23 protein-coding genes are annotated in these 24,150 nt (G+C 65.4%); 5 read left to right on the top strand and 18 right to left on the bottom strand.

Features of this window, described 5'->3' with window-relative positions; translation table 11 throughout:
* Positions 1 to 10: 10 nt before the first annotated feature.
* Positions 11 to 1,588, bottom strand: coding sequence for a class I adenylate-forming enzyme family protein (locus tag FB468_RS14740; protein ID WP_141888000.1), 1,578 nt, complete (start codon positions 1,586 to 1,588; stop codon positions 11 to 13).
* 225 nt (positions 1,589 to 1,813) lie between these two features.
* Here FB468_RS14740 and FB468_RS14735 point away from each other — a divergent pair, with 225 nt between their 5' ends.
* Positions 1,814 to 2,608: an ankyrin repeat domain-containing protein gene (locus FB468_RS14735; protein ID WP_246055914.1), complete on the top strand. Its 795-nt coding sequence runs from the start codon at positions 1,814 to 1,816 to the stop codon at positions 2,606 to 2,608.
* Between the two features lie 220 nt (positions 2,609 to 2,828).
* On the opposite strand, the gene FB468_RS14730 is transcribed toward FB468_RS14735, so the two are convergent.
* Positions 2,829 to 3,479, bottom strand: a complete 651-nt coding sequence (locus FB468_RS14730) for a response regulator transcription factor (RefSeq protein WP_246055913.1) — start codon at positions 3,477 to 3,479, stop codon at positions 2,829 to 2,831.
* Positions 3,476 to 4,666, bottom strand: a complete 1,191-nt coding sequence (locus tag FB468_RS14725) for a sensor histidine kinase (protein ID WP_170219760.1) — start codon at positions 4,664 to 4,666, stop codon at positions 3,476 to 3,478. Before FB468_RS14725 ends, FB468_RS14730 begins: the two co-directional genes overlap by 4 nt.
* A 63-nt stretch (positions 4,667 to 4,729) precedes the next feature.
* Between FB468_RS14725 and FB468_RS14720 the strand changes: the two genes are divergently transcribed.
* Positions 4,730 to 5,338, top strand: a complete 609-nt coding sequence (locus FB468_RS14720) for a hypothetical protein (protein WP_342777256.1) — start codon at positions 4,730 to 4,732, stop codon at positions 5,336 to 5,338.
* A gap of 25 nt (positions 5,339 to 5,363) precedes the next feature.
* Here the strand turns inward: FB468_RS14720 and FB468_RS14715 are convergent, their stop codons facing one another.
* Positions 5,364 to 7,058, bottom strand: a complete 1,695-nt coding sequence (locus tag FB468_RS14715; RefSeq protein WP_141887998.1) for an Ig-like domain-containing protein — start codon at positions 7,056 to 7,058, stop codon at positions 5,364 to 5,366.
* Between the two features lie 107 nt (positions 7,059 to 7,165).
* A complete protein-coding gene (locus FB468_RS14710) occupies positions 7,166 to 8,110 on the bottom strand; it encodes a LysR family transcriptional regulator (RefSeq protein ID WP_141887997.1) in 945 nt (314 codons plus the stop codon).
* An 80-nt stretch (positions 8,111 to 8,190) separates the two neighbouring features.
* Here FB468_RS14710 and FB468_RS14705 point away from each other — a divergent pair, with 80 nt between their 5' ends.
* Positions 8,191 to 9,297, top strand: a complete 1,107-nt coding sequence (locus tag FB468_RS14705) for a diaminopropionate ammonia-lyase (protein WP_141887996.1) — start codon at positions 8,191 to 8,193, stop codon at positions 9,295 to 9,297.
* 45 nt (positions 9,298 to 9,342) lie between these two features.
* Here FB468_RS14705 and FB468_RS14700 read toward each other — a convergent pair whose 3' ends face one another.
* The 9 genes from FB468_RS14700 to FB468_RS14660 are packed head-to-tail and all read right to left on the bottom strand — an operon-like array spanning position 9,343 to position 18,075.
* Positions 9,343 to 10,017: an RraA family protein gene (locus tag FB468_RS14700; RefSeq protein ID WP_141887995.1), complete on the bottom strand. Its 675-nt coding sequence runs from the start codon at positions 10,015 to 10,017 to the stop codon at positions 9,343 to 9,345.
* Complete coding sequence (locus FB468_RS14695) at positions 10,014 to 10,955, bottom strand: MurR/RpiR family transcriptional regulator (RefSeq protein ID WP_141887994.1); 942 nt, start codon at positions 10,953 to 10,955, stop codon at positions 10,014 to 10,016. Before FB468_RS14695 ends, FB468_RS14700 begins: the two co-directional genes overlap by 4 nt.
* Positions 10,952 to 11,824, bottom strand: a complete 873-nt coding sequence (locus tag FB468_RS14690) for an alpha/beta hydrolase family protein (protein WP_211359147.1) — start codon at positions 11,822 to 11,824, stop codon at positions 10,952 to 10,954. The genes FB468_RS14695 and FB468_RS14690 overlap by 4 nt, the downstream gene beginning before the upstream one ends.
* A 26-nt stretch (positions 11,825 to 11,850) precedes the next feature.
* Positions 11,851 to 12,978 (bottom strand): C45 family autoproteolytic acyltransferase/hydrolase, encoded by a 1,128-nt coding sequence (locus tag FB468_RS14685; RefSeq protein WP_141887993.1) that lies wholly within the window; start codon positions 12,976 to 12,978, stop codon positions 11,851 to 11,853.
* Positions 12,975 to 13,865, bottom strand: coding sequence for an ABC transporter ATP-binding protein (locus FB468_RS14680; protein ID WP_141887992.1), 891 nt, complete (start codon positions 13,863 to 13,865; stop codon positions 12,975 to 12,977). Before FB468_RS14680 ends, FB468_RS14685 begins: the two co-directional genes overlap by 4 nt.
* On the bottom strand, positions 13,862 to 14,680 hold the full coding sequence (locus tag FB468_RS14675) for an ABC transporter ATP-binding protein (protein WP_170219759.1): 819 nt from the start codon (positions 14,678 to 14,680) through the stop codon (positions 13,862 to 13,864). Before FB468_RS14675 ends, FB468_RS14680 begins: the two co-directional genes overlap by 4 nt.
* On the bottom strand, positions 14,677 to 15,573 hold the full coding sequence (locus FB468_RS14670; protein ID WP_170219758.1) for an ABC transporter permease: 897 nt from the start codon (positions 15,571 to 15,573) through the stop codon (positions 14,677 to 14,679). Before FB468_RS14670 ends, FB468_RS14675 begins: the two co-directional genes overlap by 4 nt.
* Complete coding sequence (locus tag FB468_RS14665) at positions 15,566 to 16,534, bottom strand: ABC transporter permease (RefSeq protein ID WP_141887989.1); 969 nt, start codon at positions 16,532 to 16,534, stop codon at positions 15,566 to 15,568. The genes FB468_RS14670 and FB468_RS14665 overlap by 8 nt, the downstream gene beginning before the upstream one ends.
* A 5-nt stretch (positions 16,535 to 16,539) precedes the next feature.
* A complete protein-coding gene (locus FB468_RS14660; protein WP_170219757.1) occupies positions 16,540 to 18,075 on the bottom strand; it encodes a peptide ABC transporter substrate-binding protein in 1,536 nt (511 codons plus the stop codon).
* 501 nt (positions 18,076 to 18,576) lie between these two features.
* Here FB468_RS14660 and FB468_RS17475 point away from each other — a divergent pair.
* Both FB468_RS17475 and FB468_RS14645 read left to right on the top strand, forming a co-directional pair.
* On the top strand, positions 18,577 to 20,118 hold the full coding sequence (locus tag FB468_RS17475) for a nitrilase-related carbon-nitrogen hydrolase (RefSeq protein ID WP_246055912.1): 1,542 nt from the start codon (positions 18,577 to 18,579) through the stop codon (positions 20,116 to 20,118).
* A gap of 48 nt (positions 20,119 to 20,166) precedes the next feature.
* Positions 20,167 to 20,640, top strand: a complete 474-nt coding sequence (locus FB468_RS14645) for an Lrp/AsnC family transcriptional regulator (protein ID WP_141887987.1) — start codon at positions 20,167 to 20,169, stop codon at positions 20,638 to 20,640.
* Between the two features lies 1 nt (position 20,641).
* Here the strand turns inward: FB468_RS14645 and FB468_RS14640 are convergent, their stop codons facing one another.
* From FB468_RS14640 to FB468_RS14625, 4 genes are all read right to left on the bottom strand, one after another.
* Entirely contained in the window at positions 20,642 to 21,094 is a 453-nt protein-coding gene (locus FB468_RS14640; RefSeq protein WP_141887986.1) for an Lrp/AsnC family transcriptional regulator, read from the bottom strand.
* Between the two features lie 119 nt (positions 21,095 to 21,213).
* Positions 21,214 to 22,662 carry a PepSY-associated TM helix domain-containing protein gene (locus tag FB468_RS14635; protein WP_141887985.1) on the bottom strand — a complete coding sequence of 483 codons (1,449 nt, stop codon included), beginning with the start codon at positions 22,660 to 22,662 and terminating at the stop codon, positions 21,214 to 21,216.
* An 8-nt stretch (positions 22,663 to 22,670) separates the two neighbouring features.
* On the bottom strand, positions 22,671 to 23,285 hold the full coding sequence (locus FB468_RS14630) for a copper chaperone PCu(A)C (protein ID WP_141887984.1): 615 nt from the start codon (positions 23,283 to 23,285) through the stop codon (positions 22,671 to 22,673).
* A 148-nt stretch (positions 23,286 to 23,433) separates the two neighbouring features.
* A complete protein-coding gene (locus FB468_RS14625) occupies positions 23,434 to 24,108 on the bottom strand; it encodes a hypothetical protein (RefSeq protein WP_141887983.1) in 675 nt (224 codons plus the stop codon).
* Positions 24,109 to 24,150: the final 42 nt, after the last annotated feature.

Genomic DNA, 24,150 nt, shown 5'->3' with positions numbered 1-24,150 from the left:
CAGGCCGCCGTCAGGCGCTCACCCGCTGACGGACGGGCTCGGCGACCGGCGGGGTCTGCCTGCGCAGTTCGGGCTTGTCGACCTTGCCGACGGGGTTGCGGGGTAGGTCGTCGACAAGCGTGAGCCGTGCCGGAACCTTCACTTTCATGAGGCCCGCCGCGCAGTGCGCGAGGAGGTCGGCGCTCGTCGCTTCCGCCCCCGGCAGCAGCACGACATACGCGACGGGCACCTCGCCGAGCTGCGGGTGCTGCGCACCAACGACCGCCGATTCGAGCACCGCTGGGTGGGCCGCCAGGTGTGCCTCGATCTCTTTCGGGTACAGGTTCTCGCCGCCGCGAATGATCATGTCTTTGATGCGGTCGACGATCCTGAGATATCCGTCTTCGTCGAGCACGCCGACATCTCCTGTGCGGAGCCAGCCATCGACGATCGTCTCGGCGGTTGCTTCGGGGCGCCCGAGGTAGCCGCGCATAATGGTGGGCCCGCTAATTCGCACCTCGCCGCGCTCGCCCGTCGGCACGGGGTTCCCATCGGGGTCCGTGAGCTTGATCCGCTGGCCAGCGAGTGCCGGCCCGACTGTGCCGATCTTGTGGGGGCCCGCGAGGGGGATACACGCCGACGCGCACGTTGACTCAGTGAGGCCGTAGCCCTCGATGATGTGTAGGCCGAAGCGGTCAGCACTGAGCTGCAGCAGCTCGGCCGAGACCGGGGCCGCCCCGCAGATCACAAACCGAACGGAGCTGAAGTCCACCGGGGTGTCTCTCGGCAACTCAACGAGCTTCGCAAGAATTGCTGGAACCACCGAGAAGTAGGTGGGCCGGAAGCGTGCGATTGCATCGAGCAGACCCGTCGGCGTGAACCGGGGCATAATGACCGTTGACCCGCCGACGAGCATCGGCGCCAGCCAGCTCACGCAGATTGCGTTGACGTGAAACATCGGGAGTACGACGAGTGCGCGATCGTCCGCGGTGATCGCTGTGTGGGTCGCGAGCCCCTCAGCCATCGCGTGCAGGTTCGCGTGGTCGAGCATGACGCCCTTCGGCTGCCCCGTCGACCCGCTCGTGTAAATGAGCAGTGCGAGCTGGTCGGCCGGCGTTTCGGGGGTCGGGAGTGGTGAGCCAGGCCTGGCTGGGCCAACGGGGCTGCCTGGGCTGCCTGGGCTGCCTGGGCCGCCTGGGCTGCCTGCTGCAACGGGGCCGCGGAGTCGTGCACGGATGTCAGCGAGATCAAGGCGCGCGATCGCGAGCCCGTTGGCTGCGACCGACGTGTGCTCGTCTGCGATGAGGAGCTTCGCGTTCGAATCCTCAAGCTGGTAGTTCAGCTCGCGCTCGGTGAACGTCGGGTTGATCGGGGTCGCGGCCGCGCCAAGGAGCCAGGCAGCGAGTATCCCGAGCAGCAGCTCGACGCTGTTCTCAAGCATGAGCGCGACCACGTCGCCCTCCCCGATGCCAGCCTCGGCGAGCTGCCGCGCGAGCGCCCGGGCCTGGATGTCAGTTTCCTGGTAGCTCAGAATGCCGCGCTCGTCACCGATGCAGTCGCGCTCCGAGCCAGCGGCGGGAGATTCCCAGAGCAGGTGTTTCAGCCTCATTGCCGTCCTTTCCCGGGTGGTCCACGATGACCTCCTGCCCGGTTGCACTCGCAATGCTACGAGCCAATTTCACGCGATTTCGGGCCGTTGTTGGCCCAGCTCGCCGTCGGTGGTGTGCAGTTTGCATACTGTCGCTACCGGCGCGCGGGCGCCGGCCGCCCCGCTCCGGCACAGCTCCGAGGATTACTATTGCGAGCACTCACCGCACCCCGAGGAGAATCACCAGTGGCACGTATCTTCCCCGCCCGTTCACACACCGCCAGGCCGCTCGGTCGTACGCGCCTCGTGCTCCCAGCTCTCCTCGTTGCTGGGGTAACGTTGCTCGCGGGCTGCGCCGCCGAACCTGAGTCGCGCCAGCCCACGGCGTCCCCGAAGCCACCCGCGGCGACCCCAACGCCGAAGCCCGAACCCGTGCAGCCAGACCCGCAGGCGAACGCCGACCTCGCCGCCGCGGTCGCCGCCGACGATGGCGACGGGGTCCGGTCGGCAATTGAGCGGGGGGCAGACCTCGAGCTTCGTGGTGAGGCCGGCAGGACTCCCCTCGTCGCAGCAACGAAGGCAAACGCCGTCGCCGCCGCGACAGCCCTCATCGAGGCCGGTGCTGACGTGAACGCGAAGGACGATATCGAGGACAGCGCGTACCTGTATGCGGGCGCCGAGGGGTACAACGAGATCCTTCGCCTGACGCTCGCGCACGGGGCCGATTTGAAGAGCACCAACCGCTTTGGCGGTACCGCGCTGATCCCGGCCGGCGAGCACGGCCACGTCGAGGTGACCCGCATGCTGCTGGCCGCGGGCATCGACCCGAACCACGTGAACAACCTCGGTTGGACGGCGCTGCAGGAGGCCGTGCTGCTCGGCACCGACGGACCTGACCATCAGGAGACCGTGCGGTTGCTACTCGCAGGCGGGGCCGACCCGAACCTCCGAGACGGCCAGGGCAACACTCCCCTCGCCAACGCTCAGGCGCGTGGTTCGTGGGCGCTTGCCGAGCTCATTCAGGCCGCGGGCGGGGTGTAGGGCGGGCTGCCGCGGGCGCGACCCCGCTGCCGCTGCCGCGATCCCGCTCCCGCTGCCGCTGCCGCTGCCGCGATCCCGCTGCCGCGCTCCCTTCCCGCCCGCTCCCACCCAAATAATCTGCTGTTCCCCAAATACCCGGGGAGTTTGGCGTGTTCTCGAGAAATTGAGGGGGGGGAGGATGGTGAGGGGCCGGCGGGCGAGGGCGGAGGGGCCGGCGGGCCTAGATCCACCCCTGCTGCCAGGCGTGCTCGGCCGCGTCGTAGCGGTTGCTCGCACCGAGCTTCGTCATGGCCGCGGAGAGGTAGTTTCGCACCGTCCCAGCCGAGAGGAAGAGCGCGTCGGCGATCTCCTGCACGCTTGACGACGTCCGCGTCGCCCGCAGCACGTCGAGCTCCCGGTCGGTGAGCGGGCTGCGCTCGGCGGTCAGCGCGGCCGCAGCGATCTCGGGGTCAATGTAGCGCTTGCCCGCCGCGACGTCACGGATGACGTTCGCGAGGTCGCCCGCTGGCGTCGACTTCGGCACGAAACCAGCGATCTTTGCGGCGAGCGCCCGCCTGAGCACCCCGGGCCTGGCATGCCGCGTCACGATGATGACGCGGGCGGTGGGAACCTTGGCCGCGATCCGCTCGGCAGCCTCGATTCCGTCTGCCTGTGGCATCTCGAGGTCGAGCAGGCAGATGTCAGGCTGCAACTCGATCGCGAGCTCGGCCGCACTCGCGCCGTTGTCGGTTCCGGCGACCACTTCGATGTCGGGTTCGAGCCCGAGCAACGCTTCGAGCGCGCTCCGGATGAGGTGCTCGTCGTCAGCGATGAGCAGCCGGATCGGGCCGCCCTTCGGCGATGCAGTGTGCCTGCCCAGTTCTTCGCTCACGTTGTTGCTCCTTCTGGCACCCAGAGTCGTAGTTCAAAGTTGTCATTCAAGGCCCCCGCAGAGAGAGTGCCGCCCAACGCCGCGACGCGCTCCCGCAAACCGGAAAGCCCACTTCCGCTCCCCTGCTCGTACCCCTCAACAAGGCCGTTGTTCGTGACGACCAGCTCGTAGCCCCCACGTGCCGGGCGAAGCGCGAGCTTGGCGGCTGTCGCGCCGCTGTGGCGCAGGATGTTTGTTGTCGCCTCGCGAACCGCGAACGCAAGCACCCGCTGCGCCTCGCGACCCGAGGGCGTCCCCGCAATATCGAGCTCGCACTCCGCACCCGAGAGCGTGAGCACCTCGCGGGCGTTCTCCAGTTCGACGTCGAGCGCAACCTCGCGGAGCCCTGCGACGAGCGAGCGGGTCTCCTCGAGCGCCTCCTTCGCGATGAGGCGGATCTCCCCAACCTGCTCGGCCGCGTACTCGGGCTTCGCCTCGAGCGTGCGTTCAACGAGCTCTGCCTTCAGCGCGATGACCTGCAGGTGGTGCCCCTGAATGTCGTGGAGGTCGGCAGCGAACCGCAGCCGCTCCTGGGTGACCGCGAGTTCCGCGGCAAGATGCCTGGCCTCGTCGAGCCGCCACACAACGCGCCACAGCCAAAGGCTCGAGATCAACATGAACGGCAGCAGCAGCCCGTACATCATGACGAACGGCCCGGCGCCGCGCTCGGTCAGCTCCAGCCCCTCGTCGCCGAGGAGCGCGCGCACAAAGATCGGGATCGCGGTCGCCACCGCCAGTGCGAGCATCACGAGCCACCGGAGCGCGCGCCGCAGCACGATTGCGAACAGCACTCCCGAGAACCAGAGCTGCGCCGCAGCGTAAACCGAACCCTCTGGCAGCACGAATGCGAGCCCCCACGCGGCAACAGCGGGCGCGAACAGCGCGATCGTCCAGCCGACGTGTGGAAGGCGGCCCTCAGAGTCTCCGCGCAAGAACCAGCAGTACCTGATACGGGTGGCCGACGCCAGCACGCAGACGGCCACGAGTACACGCAGCAGCATCGACCCGGTCTCCAGGTAGCGGACGACCAGGTCGGCAATGACGATCAGGTCAAGCATCAGGAACAGGAACACAATCGAGCCGAGCGTGTAGTTCCAGGTTGCGTTCACCCCCTCGAAGGGGGTTCGTGTGTTCTTCTGTGCAGACATCAGTGTCAGCATACGGGCAGCAGTGGCACGAACGGACCCGACAAGACTCCGCACACGCGACGCATGACAAATGTCATGGCTCGGGCCAACGGAATCTCACACGGAGCGGTGACACCGCGGCACTACTGGGGTGCCGCGGCCTGCGAAACGATTGGTGTACCGCGGCACCTCGCCGTCATACTTCGAAAGGTCATCATGCTCGAGTCGCTTCAGGATTTCACCGCGTCCCTCCCCGAGTTCCTCCAGTGGTTCGGCGTTTTCCTCATCGCAGCGATCCCGTTCGTGGAGTCGTACTTCGGGTCGGCCATCGGCGTGCTCGTCGGTATCAACCCGGTGATCGCCGTCGCTGCCGCAGTTATCGGCAACGTCATCTCAATGCTGATCTTTGTGCTCACCGCCCACGGTGTGCGCGCGAAGGCGACCCAGGGGAAAGAGGCGAAAGAGCTCACTCCGCGCCGCGCGAAGCTCAAGGAGCGCTTTGACCGCTTCGGCGTGCCCGGCGTAAGCCTGCTCGGGCAGCTCTTCCTGCCGAGCCAGATCACGTCGGCGGCAATGGTGTCATTCGGCGCGCCGAAGAATCAGGTCATCTTCTGGCAGATCATCTCGATCATCCTGTGGGGCGTCGTCTTCGGTGTGCTCGCGACGCTCGGTTTCTCGGTGTTCTTCCGCTAAACACCGGGGCATCGGCCCTGGATCGCTACCTGCGCCGCAGTCGCCGCCCGCCAAGAATAGCGCCGGCTCCAAGTAGCAGCGCGCCAAGGCCGCCGAGCAGGATCAGCGGGGTCTCCGACCCCGTCGCGCCGAGCACAGCCGTTTGCTCACTCTTGCCGGAGGTATCGGGGTGCTTCGGCTCTGGGCTCGCGCCATCAGAGTCACCATCGGTACCTCCATCTGTGTCTCCATCTGTGCCTCCATCTGTGCCTCCATCATCTTCGGCTGCGACGATCACCGCCACAATCGCTGAGCTTTTCAGCCGCCCGTGGTCGGCGGGGGTGAACCGAAGCTCAACCTCGTGTTCACCGACCTCGAGCGGGGGAAGCTCGCCGCGGCCTACACCGCCCTCTACGGTGAACGCCTCACCGAAGGGCTGGTTGTCGATGAAGGCCTGAACGTTGCCGTCAGCTGGGACGTTCGGCTGATCGTCAGCCCCGAGGGCAGTCACCGTGACAGGCAAGGGTAGTCTCGCACCGGGGGCGACCCGCATAGTCTCTTCAGCCGGCGTGATCTCGGTCTCAACGCCGAGCATTCGGAACGCGAACTCAGCGCTTTCGGCTCCCGAGAAGCCGGGGCTGGGAAGGAAACGCGCCTGAACGGAGTGCTCTCCGAGCGAGAGTTCACCTGCCTCGATCGCGAACTGCGCAGCCCCGTCACCCTCGGTGGAATCTGCGCTCGCGCCAAGAACAGCGGAGTACTGAACAGTACCGTCGACGAGAATCTGGATCTCGCCGCGCGGATCTACCCGGCTAGCCTCGTCCGTGTTGCTCACTGTTCCCGAGAAAGTCAGGGTTTCGTCGGCCCTGACAGTGCTCGGCGGGACCTCGAGTGTCACTGCGGTGCCAAGCGCAGTCACAGACACCTGCTGCGCGACGGAAGTCGACTCGGCGAAGTTTCGGGTTTCCCCTCCGAGGAACTTGGCGCGGAGAGCGGTAGTGCCCCACGGCAGGGAAACGCCCACGAAGTTCGCGCTTCCGTCTTCGCTGAGGTCAGCGTACGCAACCGGGCTCTCGTCTGCGAAGAGCGCGACCCGCCCTTTCGCCCCAGGGACTGGAGAGGAGACTCGTGCCGAGATGTCCACCTGTTCGAAGGCCAGAACCGTGCTCGGCGCAGCGGTGATCCACGTCTCAGTCGCTACCGGAGCGACTACCATTTCGTATGGCGCGCTCGCGGACGGGAGCGCATTGTTTCCCGTGGTCTCATCGTACGCACCCGCAAACCGGGCGATGATTGAGTGCGTCCCTGCATCGGGCACGTAGGCCACAGGGAGCAGCGAGATGAACTTTCCCCCACTTACATAGAGCAGCGGGCTTGAGCCAATGCTCACGCCGTCGGACTCGAATTCGACGCTCTGGCCCATGAGGATGGCTGGCCCCGTCGGTTCAACAATCGCACTGAGAATCGCGAAGCCACCGTAGCTGGTCGGTGCGTTGATGATGTTCAGCACCGTGGTTGTCTCCACATCAACCACCCCTGGCGCGGAGAGCTCCGTCTCGCCTAGGGGAACGGGCAATCGCCCAGGCGACTCAGCCTGAATGGGCGCGGCGACAGCGGGTGCGGCTGCAGAGAGCCCCACCCCACCAAAGGCGATCGCTGCCGCGACGGCGAGCGCGAGAGGCGACAGGGTCGTCGTGGATACAGGCCTGGGTGTGCGGGAACGGCGAGAAATCAGGTGCATCTGAGAAGCGTAAGAGCGGCCGGGCGTGCCGACGGGCAGCCGAGCGAAACTGTGCGCAAATTGACCGCGCCGCTGCGCAAACTGCACGCCCGAGCGCCCGAGCTCACCTAACTGCTGGCCTGTGCGGCCAGACCAGAACGCTCGCCAGCACCACGAGCCCGAGCAGTCGTGCGCACCGCAACCGTGGCCAAACTCTGCACCACGGCCGCGATTGCTGCGTCCGCGGAAGCGCTCGACCTGGTGAGCGCGACCAGGCTGCGCGACTGGGCGCGTGGGAGCGGCGTGCAGATTGCGCCAAGGCGCAGCGGCTCGGGTGTGAGCGCCGGAATAAATGCCGCGGCGGCGCCAGAGGCAACCATCGCGCAGCGAACGATGACGTCAGACGTCTCATGCGCGACGACCGGTGCAAACCCTGCCTCGTGGCAGAGCGCTTCCGCCCACGCCCGTTCGGGCCCACCACGTTCTTCAAACACCCAGGGGTGCTCTGCGAGTTGCGTGAGTTCGGTGACCGGCCCCCACTCCGCTGGAACCGCAAGCAGCATGTCGTCGTCACCGAGATACAGTTCTGCCAGGTCAGAATGGGGTTCGGGGTGCTGCCCGGCGTAACGCTCAACGATCGCAATATCGATCTCGCGCGCCCGCAGAGCCACGATTGCTCGATCGGGCTCCGCCTGCGTACAGCTCACACGTACGCCCGGGTGCTCAGTGCGGAGGGCTGCAAGCAATCTGGGGAAGAGCGCGAGACACCCCGATTGGAACGCCGCGATGGCGACGGCGCCGCGAACCTCTCCAGTCGTCGCAAGGGCTCTTGATCTTGCCCTGTCCCAGGCGTCGAGCACGGTTGGCGCTTCTCTTGCGAGAGTCTCCCCCGCCGCCGTGAGTTTCAGCAGCCTTCCGTGTGGCTGCACGAGGGGCACACCAATCTCGCCCGCAAGCTTCTCAAGCTGCTGGGAGACCGCGGAGGTGCTGTACTGAGTCGCCTCGGCTACTGCCGCGACTGTGCCGAGTCGCGCGAAGTCGAGAAAGGTCTGCAACCGACGGATCTCCGACACGCCATCCTCCGTAAATTAGGGACGATACTATCCAACAATATCCGCTTTTATTAGACGAAAGGTCTTGCGAGACTTCAGGAATGCAGACATCACCTTCGCTCTATCTCAACCCGTCCGCCCGTACCGCGCAGCTCGCGCGACCCTCCGACGACGTGCGCGCCTTCCACGCGGGCTTCCCTGGCTACCACCCGACACCGCTGGTCAACCTCCCCGCGGTCGCGGCCGAACTTGGCGTTGGCCGCGTTCTCGTGAAAGATGAGTCCTCGCGACTCGGCCTCCCCGCATTCAAGATTCTTGGCGCTTCGTACGCAATCGCCCGCGCGCTCTCCGCCCGTTGGGGCAGCGCGACTACGCTGTCCCTCGACGAGCTGCGGGCGCAGGCGCCCTCGCACCCGCCGGTCACGCTCTTCGCTGCAACAGACGGGAACCACGGCCGCGCGGTCGCGCACACCGCGCGTTTGATTGGACTTGCGTGCACCATCTTTTACCCGGACACGCTCACCGAGGCGGCGATGTCAGCGATCTCGGGCGAGGGCGCAACGACGCACCTCCTCGCGCTGCCATACGACGATGTCGTTGCCGCCATGCGAGACGCCGCAGACTCCCACGGTGACGCAGCGCTCGTGATCCAAGACACCGCATGGGAGGGATATCACGAGATTCCGGGCTGGATCGTTGACGGGTACAGCACGATGCTCGATGAGCTCGACGAGCAGCTCGCCCAGCTCGAGATCGAGGCCGTCGACCTCGCTCTCGCACCGGCAGGTGTCGGCTCACTCGCACAGGCCATCGTCGCTCATTTCCGCGGTGGTGAGGGCTCACCCTCGGTAGCTATCGTCGAGCCGGAGACAGCCCCCTCAGTGTTCCACGCACTCACTACCGGCGAGCCAGGCCCCGTCGACACCGCACACACCGTGATGCTCGGGCTGAATTGCGGCACAGTGTCTGACCTTGCGTGGCCCGTGCTGCAAGCGGGCGCCGATGCAGCCGTGCTCGTCACCGACGACGACGCCCGCGCCGCGGTCGCGACGCTGCAGGCCGAGGGCGTTGATTCGGGGCCGTGCGGGGCGGCGACGCTCGCCGGCGCCAGGCGGCTGTCGCTCGCCGCACGCGCTGAGATTGGGCTCACCGAGTCGAGCACCGTTGTGCTGTTCAATACCGAGAGTTTGAGCGCGAACCCGCTCTAACGTAGCCAAACGATGGGAGGCTGGTGTCACCAGCCTCCCATCGTTTCACGGGCGCGTCATCTCATCCACGAGCGCCGTCGCGCCTGTGAGGGCCCCCAACAACTGACCGTCAGCAATGGCGCGCAGTAACTCAGGTTCGCTTGCGTCGTCTTCCTCCGCCACTGCGAAGACCGCCTCGAGCGCCGCGGCCGTGAGCGAGAGCACCCCATTTGCATCGGCAAGAATAATGTCTCCGGGCGAGACACCGACCCCGCCACAGACCACGGGAACCCCGATTCCTCCGCCACCGGCGCCGAGCAGTTTCGTCGTGAGCAGGCTCGTTCCTCGCGCGTACACGGGCACGCCGATGCTTCGCAATTGCACGATGTCCGTGACCACGCCGTCGACGATCACACCGGCGGCACCACGGACGCGCAGCTGCGTCGCCACGACCTCCCCGAGCGGGGCGTGGAATCGGTCTCCTCCGGTGTCGAGCACAAGCACTTGGCCGGGCTCGATCAACCCAGCCGCGTGGTGCAGCGCAGTCGAATCCGTCGCAGTGGTTCGCACAGTCACCGCGGTCCCCGCGATGTTCTCACCGGAACCGACAAGCATTCGGATTTCGGGGTCAACGAAGCCCTCTTCGAGATAGTGGCCAAGGGTTGGGTAGCTCAGGTTCTTGAGCGCGGAAAGCTGTTCCGCGGGAAGCGTCCCGGGAAGCCGCCCGATTGTCATCCTCATGCTGTCTCGTTCTCCTCGTCTTGAGCGGTCGTCTTCGACTTCGTCGCACCCGGTTGCCGCCTGAGCGCGCGCCGAATCTTGTTCAGGCGCCGCGACGTGGCGAGTGCCGTATCCGGGTCGACGTGTCCCACGGCGAGTACGAGTGCGTCGATCGCGACCATCGCGGGAAGGTTCTCCCCGGTCAGGCCCCCGGCAGAACTCGCGGTGCGAATGACGCAATCCACGCGGTCGACGTAAGTGTCACGGTACTTGTCCGTAAACAGCAGCGTCGATACGCCGAGCCTGCGAGCCTCAAGGAACGCAACGTCGAGCTCGCTGAACTCACTGCCTGGAGCGAAAGCGACGAGCAGGTCGCCCGCGCGCAGCCCGAGCAGCGAGTCTGCGAACGCGAACCCCATGCCCTGTGCTTTGCGTGCTGAGATGCCGCGCCGCAGAAGCTTCACTGCGAGGTACTCGGCAGACACCGCCGAAACCCCGACACCGAACGCGTGCACCGTGCCCGCGGCACTCACGAGCCGAACGGCACGCGAGAATTCCTCGGTGTCGACGTAGTTCCGCGACGTTGCGAGCCGCTCTCGCGCCTCCTCGAACACGATATCCAAGAGGCTCCCGTGAGACTCACGCTTCGTCACGGTCAACCTGGTCGAGAGCCGCTTTGCCGGGCTCACGGTGAGAGCGAGCTGCGACCCGAGGGCGCGACGCAGCTCAGGCCATCCTGTGTACCCAAGCGAGCGAGCGGTGCGCACAACGGTCATGTCGCTCGCGCCAAGCACCTCGCCGAGTTGTACCGCGCTCATGAGCAAGGCTTGCTCTGGCTGTGCGGCAATGTACTGCGCAACCTTGGTTTCCGCAGCGGTCAGCCCGGCGAGCCGCTCGTTGATCCGCGTGAGTACATCACCCGGGTTATCCAGCTGCGGATCCTGCTCGAGATCGCTCATGGCCGCACCTGCGCAGCCCCCTCGCCCGCGGGCCTTGCCGCCGCAAGCATCTGGCGGAATGCTCGAAACGTCGGCTTCAGAAGGTGATAGCCCTCGTGCGCAACGCCCGGCACAAGGTCGACGGTCACCTCGTTTCCGTTCTCACGCAACGACTGCGCGAGAGCTTGCAGCCGCGTTACCCGGGTGACGCCCGCGGCGTTGACGCCGGGAATGTAGACGGGGTGACTGGGGGCGACCGAGATCTCCCAGGTCTGAACGTCGTCGTCACCCACCACAAGGTTCGCGGGAACACGAGCGACCTCTGCCGCGTCGAAGGCACGCCCAAACGTGTCTTCGAGCTGCCCCACGCCGGCTGGCCACGGCCGGTTCGAGTCGCACAGCGTGACGACTCCGGGCGACACGATCGAAACCCCCGCAAGCCGCTCGGGATGAACGTACAAGAACCGGTGAGTGAAGTGCCCTCCGCCAGAGAACCCGTTCAGCAGGAACCTGTCGAAGTTCAACAGGTAGATCTCTTCGATCTCCTTGACCATGTCGAGCAGCACGAGGTCATACCGAGCGTCGTCCGACGCCAGGTATTTATAGGCGTCGAGGTCGCCGGCGGTGCCGATGCCTGCCGGGAAGAGCGGCACGAGCACGAAGCACTGCTCGGCCTCAGCGAATTCGATGAACTCGTTGCGGAGGCGAGGCGCATCGCGGCCGGTTCCGTGAATCGCGACGATGAGCGAGTACTCCCCCGGGGCGCTCTCGTCGTAGCTCTCCGGCACGTACAGGCAGTACGAGAACCGCTGATCCATCCGGCTCGCGAACACGGTCGTTGCGCCGAACTGGTAGAACGATAGCCGCTCACCGTCTGTTGTGTGTTTCATGGTTTCTCCTTCGTTCGGTCGTGAGGTCAGAGCACGGACTCAGCCGTGCCGTGTTGCTGGGGCTCTCCCGCGTCAGCGAACGAGAAGCGCCTGTACTCGTGACGTGAGGGCGGTCCGCTCGCGACCCAGATCTGCCCGCGACCGGGTTCAGCGATCACCGAGGTCACCGTCATGTTCCGGTCTTCCTCATCAACTCCCCGATCATCGTCTTCGGGGTAGATCGAGAGCTCGTTGCCAATGTCGCTTCGGTCACGGAGCATCTCAGCGATATCGCGCGGCGCGATGTCCGTTCCCCCGGCCGCGATCGAGCCAGCGAGCCGCTCGTAGCGAAGCTGCGAGTTCTCGAGCCACGGGTTCGATTCGTTGTGCTGCAGGCTGGGGTCGAGGTAGTGATTGGCGTGCGCGAGGAAGCCCTGGGCCGGCTGGATCGACACCATCGATTCGGCGGTGTTTTCAAGGTCGACAGCGGTACCGCCGGCATCGAGCATGATGACGTTGCGCGAGGAGGCCCGGTGGAGGCGTCGCAGCGCAGCTTCGGCCGCTTCGACTGATGCTTCGCGCAAGGCAACGCGGGTGTACAGGTAGCGGGGGAAGCCGTCGCGCCAGCTCGCGCAGTGCAAGTAGTTGCCGAACACCCCGAGCCCGGCGTTATTGATGCCGATGTACGAGATCTGCCCGGCAGGGATCACCATGAGTAGCTCGGGCTCGTCATCGACGCTCACCCGAACGACCGTCATCAGGTCGTGGTACATCGCGGGCAGGTCGGCATTCTGCCCAACGAAGCCCCGATTCTCAGAGCCGCGCTCCGGCAGAATCGCGAACGTCGTGCACTCTTGTTCGGCCCCGTGCTTGCCGACAAGCTGCACGAACACCTCGGCGCGCAGCTGCAACAAGAAGGCCGCTCCGAGTGTGATTTCGGCGCCTTCAGCAAGCCCGTGAATCTCCTCATCAAGACCAACAGAGACTTCGCGGATACTTGATCGGTAGTCGAGCGCGGCTGCCTCAGCCTGCGCGATCGTGATGCCTTGGCGCTCAAACCTGCGCTGCAGTCTGTCGAGGTGCACCGCGATCTGCTGCCGCAACGCCGCTCCGTGCTGGCGCCCGACCTCGTGGTGAGAACCTGCGAAATGGTGAAATGGGAACGATACGGTCACTGAGGATTCCTTTCAGGGGTGTGCGACGCAGGCGTTGCCGACGCGCGAGTTGATGCGAGCCGAGCTCGCTGCCGAGCACGCGCAATCGTGGGGTTCGCGATCGGCACGGCGTCGATCAATGCTCGGGTGTAGTCATCGTGCGGAGACCTGATGATCTCCGCGGCCGGCCCAGACTCTACGATTCGCCCCTTGTTCAAGACGATGATGCGAGTGGCGAGCTGTCGCGCCATAGCGAGGTCGTGTGTGATGAACAGCATCGACAGCCCCTCCTGTTCGTTCAGCTCGCCAAGCACCTGCGCGATCTGCGCCTGGATCGAGACGTCGAGCGAGGCAAGCGCCTCGTCGGCGACGAGGAGTCGGGGGCGAGCGGCGAGGGCCCGAGCAATGCCCACGCGTTGGCGTTGCCCGCCAGAGAGCTCGGCTGGGCGCCTGTCAAACATCTCGTCAGCGAGGCGCACGCGGCTGAGCAGTTCCCGCGCGACCGCTTCGCGCTCACTCGCGGGGAGGGTACCGGTGATCTGTAGCGCTTCGACGACCGCATCGCCAACCCCCATTCTCGGGTTCAGCGACGAGTACGGGTCTTGAAACACCATCTGGTAGTTGTGGCGGTGCGCTCTGCTTTCGCGCCCGCGGAGTGCGTGCACGTCTTGCCCATCGAAGCGAACGTGCCCGGCACTCGGCCTCAGCATCCCAAGCAGCAGCCTGCCGATCGTCGACTTGCCTGACCCGCTCTCGCCGACGAGTGCGACGATCTCCCCTCGCCCAATGGTGAAGCTCACGTCATCGATCGCTGGCGGGGCCGGCGTGCTTCGACGGAAGAGGCCGCGCGGCCTCGGGTAGGCATAGCTCAGGTTCTCGACCTCAACGAGCGTTTCTCCGGTGTTCATTGCGCAGCGCCTTCCGAATCTGGGGCCCCGTCAAACAGCGTTGGAGTGGCCGCGAGCAGTTGTCTGGTGTAGTCGTGCTCTGAGGCAAAGAAGATCTGCTCTGCGCTGCCGTGCTCGACGAGCTTTCCGCTGCGCAGCACGGCAACGTCGTCTGCCAGGCCCGCGACCACACCGAGGTCGTGGGTGATCCACATCACAGTCATGTCGAGTTCTTCGCGGAGTCGGGCCACGAGATCGAGAATCTGTTGTTGGATGGTCACATCGAGCGCTGTGGTCGGTTCGTCAGCGATGAGCATCTTCGGCCCGCAACTCAGCGCCAGCGCGATCATCACACGCTGCCGCTGCCCGCCGGAGAATTCGTGGGCGTAGCGCTTCAGCTTGGACTCCGGTTCAGGGATACCGACCTGGTCGAGGAGCTCGACCGTACGCTTCCGGGAAGCGGCCTTGCTCATCCGCAGGTGCGTGCGAAGCACAAGCTCGAACTGCGTTTGGATATCGAGCGTCGGGTTCAGCGCTGCCATCGCGTCTTGCGGCACGAGACCGATCTCACTGCCGTTGAGCCGCCTGCGCGCTCGCGGGTCGAGGCTGAGTAGGCTGGTGCCGTCGAGCCTGACATCACCACCCAAGACCGTGATTCCTTCCGGGAGCAGGCCCATGACAGCGAGCATGCTGAGCGTTTTGCCCGAGCCGCTCTCGCCGACGAGCGCGGTCGCGTTGCCCCGCTCGACGATGATCGAGACACCTTCGACCAGCACGCGACCGCTCGATTCAAACCCAATCGTCAGGTTCTCAATTTCAAGATGTGGTGAGCTCACGAGGTGTGCTCCTTCCGCCCCTGGATGGCCTGGTTGAGGCCCTCGCCGATGAAGTTGACCGAGAGGATCACGAGGAAGATCATGATCCCGGGGAAGAGCCCCCTCCACCATTGGCCGCCGCTGATGACGGCGCGCTGTGCCTCCTCAAGGAGGCCGCCCCAAGTTGCCTGGGGTGCCTGGAAGCCGAGACCAAGGAACGAGAGCGCCGACTCGGTGAGCACTGCAGAGGCGATACCGAGCGTTGCAGCGACAAAGATTGGTGCGAGCGCGTTCGGCAGGATGTGGAGCACGATGAGCCGGAGATCCGTCGCGCCGAGGCCGCGCGCAGCCTGCACAAAGTCTGACTTCTTCAGGCTGAGAATACTTGCTCGTAAGAGCCGGGCCGTCGTCATCCAGCTGAAAGCAGAAATCGCGAGGATAATCGACCCGAACCCGGGGCCGATCAGGGCGACGAGCAAGATCACGACGAAGAGCGCGGGCATCGAGTAGAACACGTCGGCGATGCGCATGAGCAGGTTGTCGATCCAACCGCCGAAGTAGCCGGCGAGCGCCCCGACGATGATACCGAGCGTGATCGCCACGCCTACGGCGATGACCGCGACCAAGATCGTGAGTCGTCCACCGTCAAGCACGCGAGCCAGCACGTCTCGACCAAGCTCGTCGGTTCCCATGAGGTGAGCGAGCGAGGGCGCCTGCCCCTTCGCCGAAAGGTCGATTTGTTCGGGGGTGAACGGCACGACAAACGGACCGACGATGACGAGCAACACAATCGATGCGAAGGCGATGAGGCCGAACCGCGCTGGCTTGTTGCGCCAGAAGAGCGCGAAGAACTCCGTATCCGTCTGACGCCCGACGGGCACCACCTGGGTTTTTGGTGCAGCAGTCCTATTCATAGCTGATCCTTGGGTCGAGCCGGCTGTACACAACATCGGCGATGAGGTTCGCGAGAAGCACGAGAAGGGCGGCGATCATGAGGATGCCGAGGAGCACCGGGTAGTCGCGCATGTCTGCCGATTCAACAAAGAGGCGCCCCATGCCGGGCAAGCCGAAGATCGTCTCGGTCACCACCGCGCCGAGGAAGAGTTCGGGGAGCATGAGCACCGCAATAGTGACGACCGGCAGCGACGCGTTCTTCAGCACGTGGCTCTGAATCACCATGCGCTCGGGGAGGCCGCTCGCCCGAGCTGAGCGAATGTAGTCTTTGTCGAGGACCTCAATGACCGAGGAGCGCACGTGGCGGGCGAGCCCCGCGATTGAAACGAGCACGAGCGACAGCACTGGCAGCACCAAGTGTTTCGCGAGATCGAGCGCCGCCCCCGCTCCATCGTGCGAGGCTCGAAGGTCGCGCAACCCCGAGCTTGGCAGCCACCCGAGGCTATACGAGAAGATGAAGATCAGCATGAGCGCGAGCCAGAACCCTGGCACGGCGAGCCCGGCGTAGGTAAGCCCGGTCGCGAGGTGGTCAAACCAGCCGTCCTTCTTCACCCCTGACTGAACGCCAATCAGCAAGGCGAAGATGAGCGACAAGACAAAGGCGGTGAGGGTGAGCAACAGCGTTGTAGGCACCCGCTCGCCGATTACTTCGAGGACGGGGCGGCCGGTGAGGTACGAGCTCCCCCAGTCGCCGGTGACCACGCCTCGGAGCCAGTTGAAGTACTGCATGATGAGCGGATCATCGAGGCCGTACCGGCCGCGCAACCGTTCGAGTTGCGCGGCCGTGGCCGCAGATGCATTACCTTCCCCGACGGACATCGGCCCGCCGGGTGTCATCTGCATGAGCAGAAACACCAGCACGCTGATTCCGAAAAGCAGCGGGATCGACTGCAGAAGTCGCCGCAGGAGGTATGAACTCATCAGTACTACTCACTCGCTCCGGTAAAGGCCCAGTTGACCGAGCTCGTCGTATCCCACGGGCCATTCCACGAGTCATCGGTCACGCCCGTGAGCTCCGTCGACCATGCCCACGCGGTGGGAGCGGCATAGATCGGGATCGCGGGGCGTTCGCTCGCAAACAGTGCGTTGGCCTGGTGCACTGCGTCCTCGCGGAGGGCCGGGTCCATCTCTGACGCGACCGTAGCGAAGAGGGCGTCGTACTCGGGGCTGCTCCACCACGCGTAGGAGTAGCCGGAATCCTCGGGGCCGTCAGGAATCTGCGAGGATACGAACTCCATCATCCACTCGGTCGGGTCTGGGAGTTTGCCGGCCCGCGACATCATGATGTCGAAGTTCCCGGTCGCGAGCAGCCCGCCGTCTTTGGCATCGCCAAACATGAGGTTTGACGGCACGTTCTCAATGACGGTCTCGACCCCGATCTCTTTGAGGTTCTGCTGGATGACCTGCTGATAGAGGGCGCGCACCTCGTCCCCGCTGATCGTCTGGAACTTCACCGATGCTCGGATGCCGTCTTTGGCGCGGATACCGTCCGAGCCGAGCGCCCAACCTGCCTTGTCGAGAATCCCGTTCGCCTTGGCCGTGTCAAACGGCACCGTCTTCGTGAGCTCGCCGCCGAAGCCCGCGTACACCAGCGAATTGCTGAGGGTGCCAAACCCGCCGAGCACATCAGCAAGTACTCCTTCGCGGTCGATCGCGTAGTCAATTGCTTCGCGCATGGCGGGGTCACCCAGCACGGGGTGGGGCGTGCCAAGCTGCCCCTTGTCTGAGTTGTTGATCCACAGCCACTCGACGAACCCTGTGTTCTCTGGCTTCTCGTGCAGTTCAATCGGCGCCCCGGAGTCGACGGCCGCGGCAACCTCGTCGAGGTCGCCCGCCGTGAGCCCGAAGACCAGATCGAACTCACCGCGCGTAAACCCGTTGACGGCGGTTGTGAGATCGGGGTTGATCTTCACGGTCACGCCGTCGAGCTTCGGCTGCGAGTCTTTACGCCAGTAGTTTTCGTTGCGCGTGAACTTGATCTCGTTGCCCGAGCTCCATTCGCTGATAGCGAAGGGGCCGGTGCCGGTCGGCTCGCGCAGCTCAGGGTCGTCAGAGCTAATACTCGTGCCCTCGAAACGGTGCTTCGGCAGAACCTGTTTGAAGAGGTTCAGGTAGTTCGGCTGCGTTGTTGTGAACTGGACCGAAATGGTCTGCGGGTCGTTCACGGTGTACGACGCGATGGCGGCGTACTCAGCATCGGGAATGGCGACCGTGTCTGGTTCTTTGGTGACATCGATCGTGAACGCGAGGTCATCAGCCGTGAACGGCTCACCGTCTGACCAGGTGATGCCCTCGTGAAGCGTGTAGGTGACGGTGAGGCCGTCGTCGCTGATCAGCCCGTTGTCTTTGGTAGGGATCTCTGACGCGAGGTTGGGCACGCGCTCGCCCGAGTCGAGTGTTGTGAACAGCGGTTCGACAACGAACGCGTAGGTGAGGTTTGACCCACTCTGCGTGCTGAACATTGGGCTCAGCATCCCCGGCTCCTGCGTGAGCGCGACTACAGCAATGCCGCCCGATGCGGCCTCTTGTGTTTCACCAGCGGGTGCCGAAGCGCACCCTGCCAGGGTGAAGGCCGCGGCAAGCCCGAGGGCTGCGACTTTCAGTGCTCTCGCCTTTCGGGGAGAACCGTTCTTGTGTTTCAAGGCTCCATTACCTTTCTGCTGTGCCCGCAGGATGTTCCCGAGGACCTCGGAGCGATACTCCGAGTAGCCGAACATTGTCATGTTGTGCTTCTCCACATTTCTGCAGTTGTGGAGGCCCCCATCATATGTTTCGGCCGAGTCGCCAACAACGGTGCAGAACCACTTGTGTTGCGAGTTCTGCGATGAGATGCGATTTCGGTTTCAAAAACCACGGAATTCGAAATTCGGCGGGCTTTTGCCCGCCGCCTGGCGCAAGAATGAGTGCCGTTCCCGCGGCCCTCCATGCACCCGCGGCACCCCTCCACAGACGATCGGAACCCCATGAAAATTGCAGCAGCGCAGTTCGCGCCCACGGCTGACCTCCACGAAAACCTTGCGCAGATTGAAGCGCTCGCCCACGAGGCGGCGTCGGCGGGAAACCGGCTCCTCGTGCTCCCCGAGGAGGCGATGGTGCAAACGGGCCTGATTGAGGGCTCACTCGCGGCGTTTGCGGCCGACCACTGGGATGCCTTCCGTGACGGTCTCCGCCGCATCGCGAAGGAGCACGGCATCGCGCTCACTGCCTCGGGTGTCGAGCCGAGTGGTCTCAGCCGCCCCTTCAACACCATTCTCGCAGTCGACACCGACGGCACCGTGCGGGGCAGCTACCGCAAGCTTCACCTCTATGACGCGTTCGCGTACCAAGAGTCGAACCGTATCCAGCCAGGCGAAGATCTCCCTCCCGTCGTCGAGCTGGGCGGAACGCGCGTTGGGCTCGTGAACTGCTACGACCTTCGTTTCCCTGAGCTCACCCGGTCACTCGTCGACAGGGGTGCTGAACTCATCGCGGTGAGCGCCGCGTGGATGGCCGGAAGGGGCAAGGAAGATCACTGGAGCACACTGCTGCGAGCCAGGGCCATCGAGAGCACCACCTGGCTGGCCGCGAGCGGCAACTCGGCCGACGACTGCATCGCGGCGAGCGTCGTCATCGACCCCCTCGGCGTCGTGGTGGCAGCGGCGGGCGACACTGACACGGCATGGTGCTCGGCCGACGCGACGACGTCCCGAACCGCGCAGGTGCGCCGCACTCTCCCCGCCCTCGCGAACCGCCGCATCGCGCTCGACTACTCCGTCAAGCCGAAGCTGTTCATCAAGGCCGCGGTCAACGGCGGCCGCGAGATCACAGAAACCCCGCTCGTGCCAATCTCTGTCCAAGAGATTGCTGCCGAGGCCGCCGCTTCGGTGCGGGCGGGGGCCAACGTCGTGCACGCTCACGCCCGCACACCTGACGGTGGCCAGACGATTGATCCCGAACACATCGCTGCGATGGTGCGAGCGGTTCGCGAGCAGGATCCCGCGATCGTCGTGGGCACGACAACGGGGCTGTGGACCTGCGCTGGTCACGACGATCGCATGAACAAGATCCGCTCGTGGGAGACGGAGTGGCTCCCAGACTTTGCCTCTGTGGCTTTTTGCGAGGAGGGGGCGGCTGAGGCCGCTCAGGCGGTCGTCGACCGCGGGATGATCCTTGAGAGCGCGGTGTGGTCCATGGACGACATCCCGGCGCTCCTCGCCTCGCCCACCCTGCACCTCAACGTCCGCGTTCTCATCGAGCCACTCGCTGAAGACCCTGATCAGGCTGTTCGTGATTGTCGAGAGATGGCGGCGGCGTTGCGCGCGGGCGGTGTCACCGCGCCTCTCCTCTACCACGGGCTCGAGGGCACAACCTGGCCCGTCGTTCGGGCCGCGATCGAAGACGGCGTCGAGGTACGAGTCGGAATCGAGGACGTCGTGAGCGACGAGCGCGGCGAGATCGCGTCGAACAGCGTGCAGGTCGCCGAGGCCTTCCGCATTTACGATGAGGTACACGCCACGAATCACTAGCGCTCGAATACCGAGCGGTCCCCAGAAGAGAAAGCCGAGGTCCAGGAGATGCTCGACGACCACGACGCATCGATCCTGACCATACTTGGCCGCGACGGCCGAACCCCGTTCACGGCGATCGCGGCCAAGCTTAACCTCAGCGAGGCAACGATTCGAAACCGCGTGCAGCGGATGATCGACAACGATATTCTCGTCATCGTCGCGCTCTGCAACCCGATCTCCCTCGGCATGCAGGCACTGCGACTGTTCGTGACGGTCGAACACCCGTCACGCGTTGAGGAGGTCTGCCTCGCACTCGCGCAGTTGCACCACACGAACCGCGTGGCCTCTGGAGTTGGTTCGCACGAGATCTACGTCGAGCTCACCTGCGGAACGCTCGCCGAGTCGCAGCGCGTACTCGACACCGTTCGCTCGATCGCTGGCATCAGCGACATTCGAACGTCAGTGCTCACGAGTTTTGAGAAAGACCATTCGTGGCGGGGCCTGCGCGGTGGCACTGGTCAACACCGAACACGCGTCTAACTCACTTCGCCCACACATACGAGTCCTTCACGAGTTCCCCCGTGCGAACATACTCAATCCTCCGAACGCCCTCGTACGCAGGTAGCTCAATGTTGATGAATCGGTGGAAGTCGCCAAGATTCTGGAACGCAACGTCGAGGATGAGGTCGGCAGCACCGATCGCCGCGGCAACAAGTTTCACTTCGGCTCGTTGAGCGAGCTCTTGCGCGAGCTGCCTCGCCGCCCCACCGACGACCTGCACCGAGACGTGTCCCTCGACCGCCCCAACACCGTGGAGGTCTGCGAGCCCCACGACCTGCAAGATCCCGAGTTCCGAGAGGCGCGCAAACCGTGACCTCACGGTTGATTCGCTCACGCCCAAGTCTGAGGCGATCTGCCGAAAAGGGCGCCGGCCGTTTGTGCGTAGGGCATCGATGATCTGGCGATCAATCGAGTCCGCAACATTCACGCTCATGGCCCCTCCCTCCCGAGGTCTGCGGTCTTGAAGATTACAGTATCGCCCTGGCCTCGACCAGAGCGTTCTCGGAAGACCACGGCGGGGTGGGCCTGACGATCAGGCCCACCCCACCGCGCCTATGCGGCCGTTGCTCGGCGCGCCCTCACCACGCCGATGACGGTGTCGATGATCACGAACGCGAGGAGCGTCCAGCCGACGAACGGGAGCAGCACGCCGATCCCGATCGCTGCGACGGCCACGGCCCCGATCCCCCACCACGGGGCTTCGCGAACGACGCCGCGGCGCGGCGGGCTCGCGAATTCGAGCGGCGAGGTGCGCGTCGGTCGCCTGCGCCACCACATGAGGTAGCCGAGCACGACGAGGGTTGCGATGCCCGCGGCGATGAGGAACAGGACGAGCTGGTTGAAGAGCCCGAACATTGCTCCCATGTGCAGGTCGATCCCCCACCGGCTGAGCTTCGCGAGCGGCGGGTAGTCCGCGAAGTCGAGCCTGTCGATCACCTCCATCGTGCTGCCATTGATCGCGACCTGGTCAACCTCGGTCGGGAACGCGGCCTGGATCTCTTTCATGACCCAGGCCTGACCCGGCTCGGCCGGCGGTGTGATCTCAACGAGGCCCGTGTTCACGTTGATGCGCTGCGCGATCGCGAGCATCGCGTCGAACGTGTCGGGGTTCGCCTCGCCTGTCGGCGCGGCGACGGGCCCGTGGTGGTGCGCGTGCTCGTCGCCCGAGGACGCTGCGCCGTCGAGGCTCGTCGTGAGCGCGGGAGTCCCACCGCCGAGCGCCGCGCGCACGACCCCGACGTTGCCGCCCGCGTACTGCGACCAGGTGATGCCGGTCGCAGACAGGAACAGTGCGCCAAGCAGCACCCAGATGCCGACCGACGTGTGCCAGCTCAGTGTCTTCCGGTATCCCCGGTACGCGCGGTTCGGGCGCACGAAGTCCTTCTTCGTGCGCGACTTTCTGATGCGCACGATCCAGAGCCCGAGGCCCGCGAGCGCGATGATCCCGAGCCACGACGCGGCGAGCTCGCTGTAGAAGCGGCCCGGCTCGCCGAGGTTGAGGTTGCGATGCAGGTTGTCGACCCAGGTGCGCAGTGGCAGTGCGCCGCTCGTACCGTAGACCGTCAGGTCACCGCGGATCTCGGCCGTCGCCGGGTCGATGAACACCGCCCGTGACTCACTGCCGCCGAGCGAGGCGTCAGCAAACAGTACTCGGGTGGTAGCTCCCGGCTCTGGCGCGGGCCGAACCGCGCTCGGCGCGACGTCGTCTCCGACGTACTGCTGAGCGGCGCGAATCTGCTCGGCGAGCGAGAGCTGCGTGTCCGAGACCGGCGCCCGCAGCTCGTGCGCATACACGGCCTTCTCGATCACGGGCGTGAGGGCGTAGAGCCCTCCCGACACCGCGGCGATCAAGATGAACGGGCCGACGAGCACGCCCGCGTAGAAGTGCAGCCGGAGGAGGAGCTGGGCGAACCAGCCCCGCTGGGGCTTTGGCCTCTGGCCGTTTGGCGGGCCGTGCGGGGCGCGCGGCGCCGCCTCTGAGGGTGCGGTTGAGGTCGTCATCGCGATCCTCAGTGCCCGCTGTGCGCGTCGTGCTCAGCGTGCTCCTCGGCCCCGCCGTGCGCGTCGTGGCTACCGTGGTCGCCCTCGTAGTTCTCGTTGGCGCCCGCGTAGTCCTTCACGATCGCGGTGAAGTCGAGCTTCGAGCCGTCAGCGAACTCGAGCGTGAACGTGATGTCTTCGCCCGCGGTCACTGCCTTCGGCAGCCCCATGATCATGATGTGGTTGCCCGCGGGCTCGAGGCTGAACTGCCCCTTGGCTGGGATGACGAAGCCGCCCTCGACCTCGCGCATCACCATCTGGCCCGACTCGTTCGCGACGGTCTCGTGCAGTTCCATCATCGGTGACGCGGTCGAGGTGACCGAGACGATGTTTGCGTCGGTCTCGCTCGAGTTCTTCAGCAGGCCGAAAGCGGCCGTCATCTCGCCCTGCTCAGCCGACTTGACCCAGGCCTCCTCGATCGTCACAGAGTCAGCCGCGGGGTGCGCGCCGGCCTCACCGGAGTGTTCCCCGGCGTGTATGCCGGAGCCGGTCGCGGCCTCGCCGGCCGAGCACCCGGTGAGTGCGAGGAGCGCGATGCCACACGCCACAGTAAAACGGGTCGCGCGAATATGAGTGTTCAACATTGTGTGCCTTTCAAGCATGCAAATTCTCCGGCCGCGCACACGAAATCGGCGCAGGCCGGGCGCCGCTCCGGAAGAACCGAGCGGCAGTGGTTGGAAATGCTGAGAGGGGTCGCCGGGGCCGCACCGGCCGGCCCGAAGTCGGGCGGTGCTAGCTGGCGATCCCTGGCACTGCGGGTGGCCCGCGAAGGCTGCGCGTTGACGCGGTGAGCTGGGTGAGTACCGCCCAGCCGGCGGTCGTGGTGGGCTGCCCCGTGCGCCCCGGCAACTCGCGGAACACGGCGGGCACGCGCAGCGGGGCCGCGAGGCCGTGCTGCGCCCACGCGATGAATCGCTCGGCGAGCGCTCGGAGCTGGTGGATCGTCTGCTCACCGCGGTAGAGGAAGAGGATCGTCACCGCGGCGCCAGCGAGGTGCGAGAGCCACATGACGGCGTCGCCCTGGATGAGCATCGCGGTGTGGTCGGTCATCGCAGATGAACCGGCTGCAGGAGGCATCATCATCTGCCCGTGGTGCTGGTGGCCGCTCATCACCGCTCCGCCGGCGGCCCCGGCGCCAGCACCGCCCGCGCTCGGCGCACCGAGCACGAAGAGGGTGTGGAACAGTGTCTGGCTCGCGATCACCGACAGCGACAGCCTCGTGAGCGACAGCTTGCGGCCCGCGAGCAGCACGCTCACGAGCAGCGAGAGCACGAACGGCACGCAGATGCCGAGCGGCTCGGGCATCGCGCCGCCGGCGAGCACGTGCGAGAACAGTGCGACGAATGTCGCGACCGCCGCCGCTGTCGTCCCCCGCACGACGTGCGGGAGGCGGGACGCGGCGTGCATAGTCACATTATTCCCTACCGCGCGCCGCTCAACGTGGGAAAA

It is taken from the genome of Leucobacter komagatae (assembly GCF_006716085.1).
Classification (GTDB): domain Bacteria; phylum Actinomycetota; class Actinomycetes; order Actinomycetales; family Microbacteriaceae; genus Leucobacter; species Leucobacter komagatae.
This window is presented reverse-complemented; position numbering and strand designations above follow the sequence as displayed.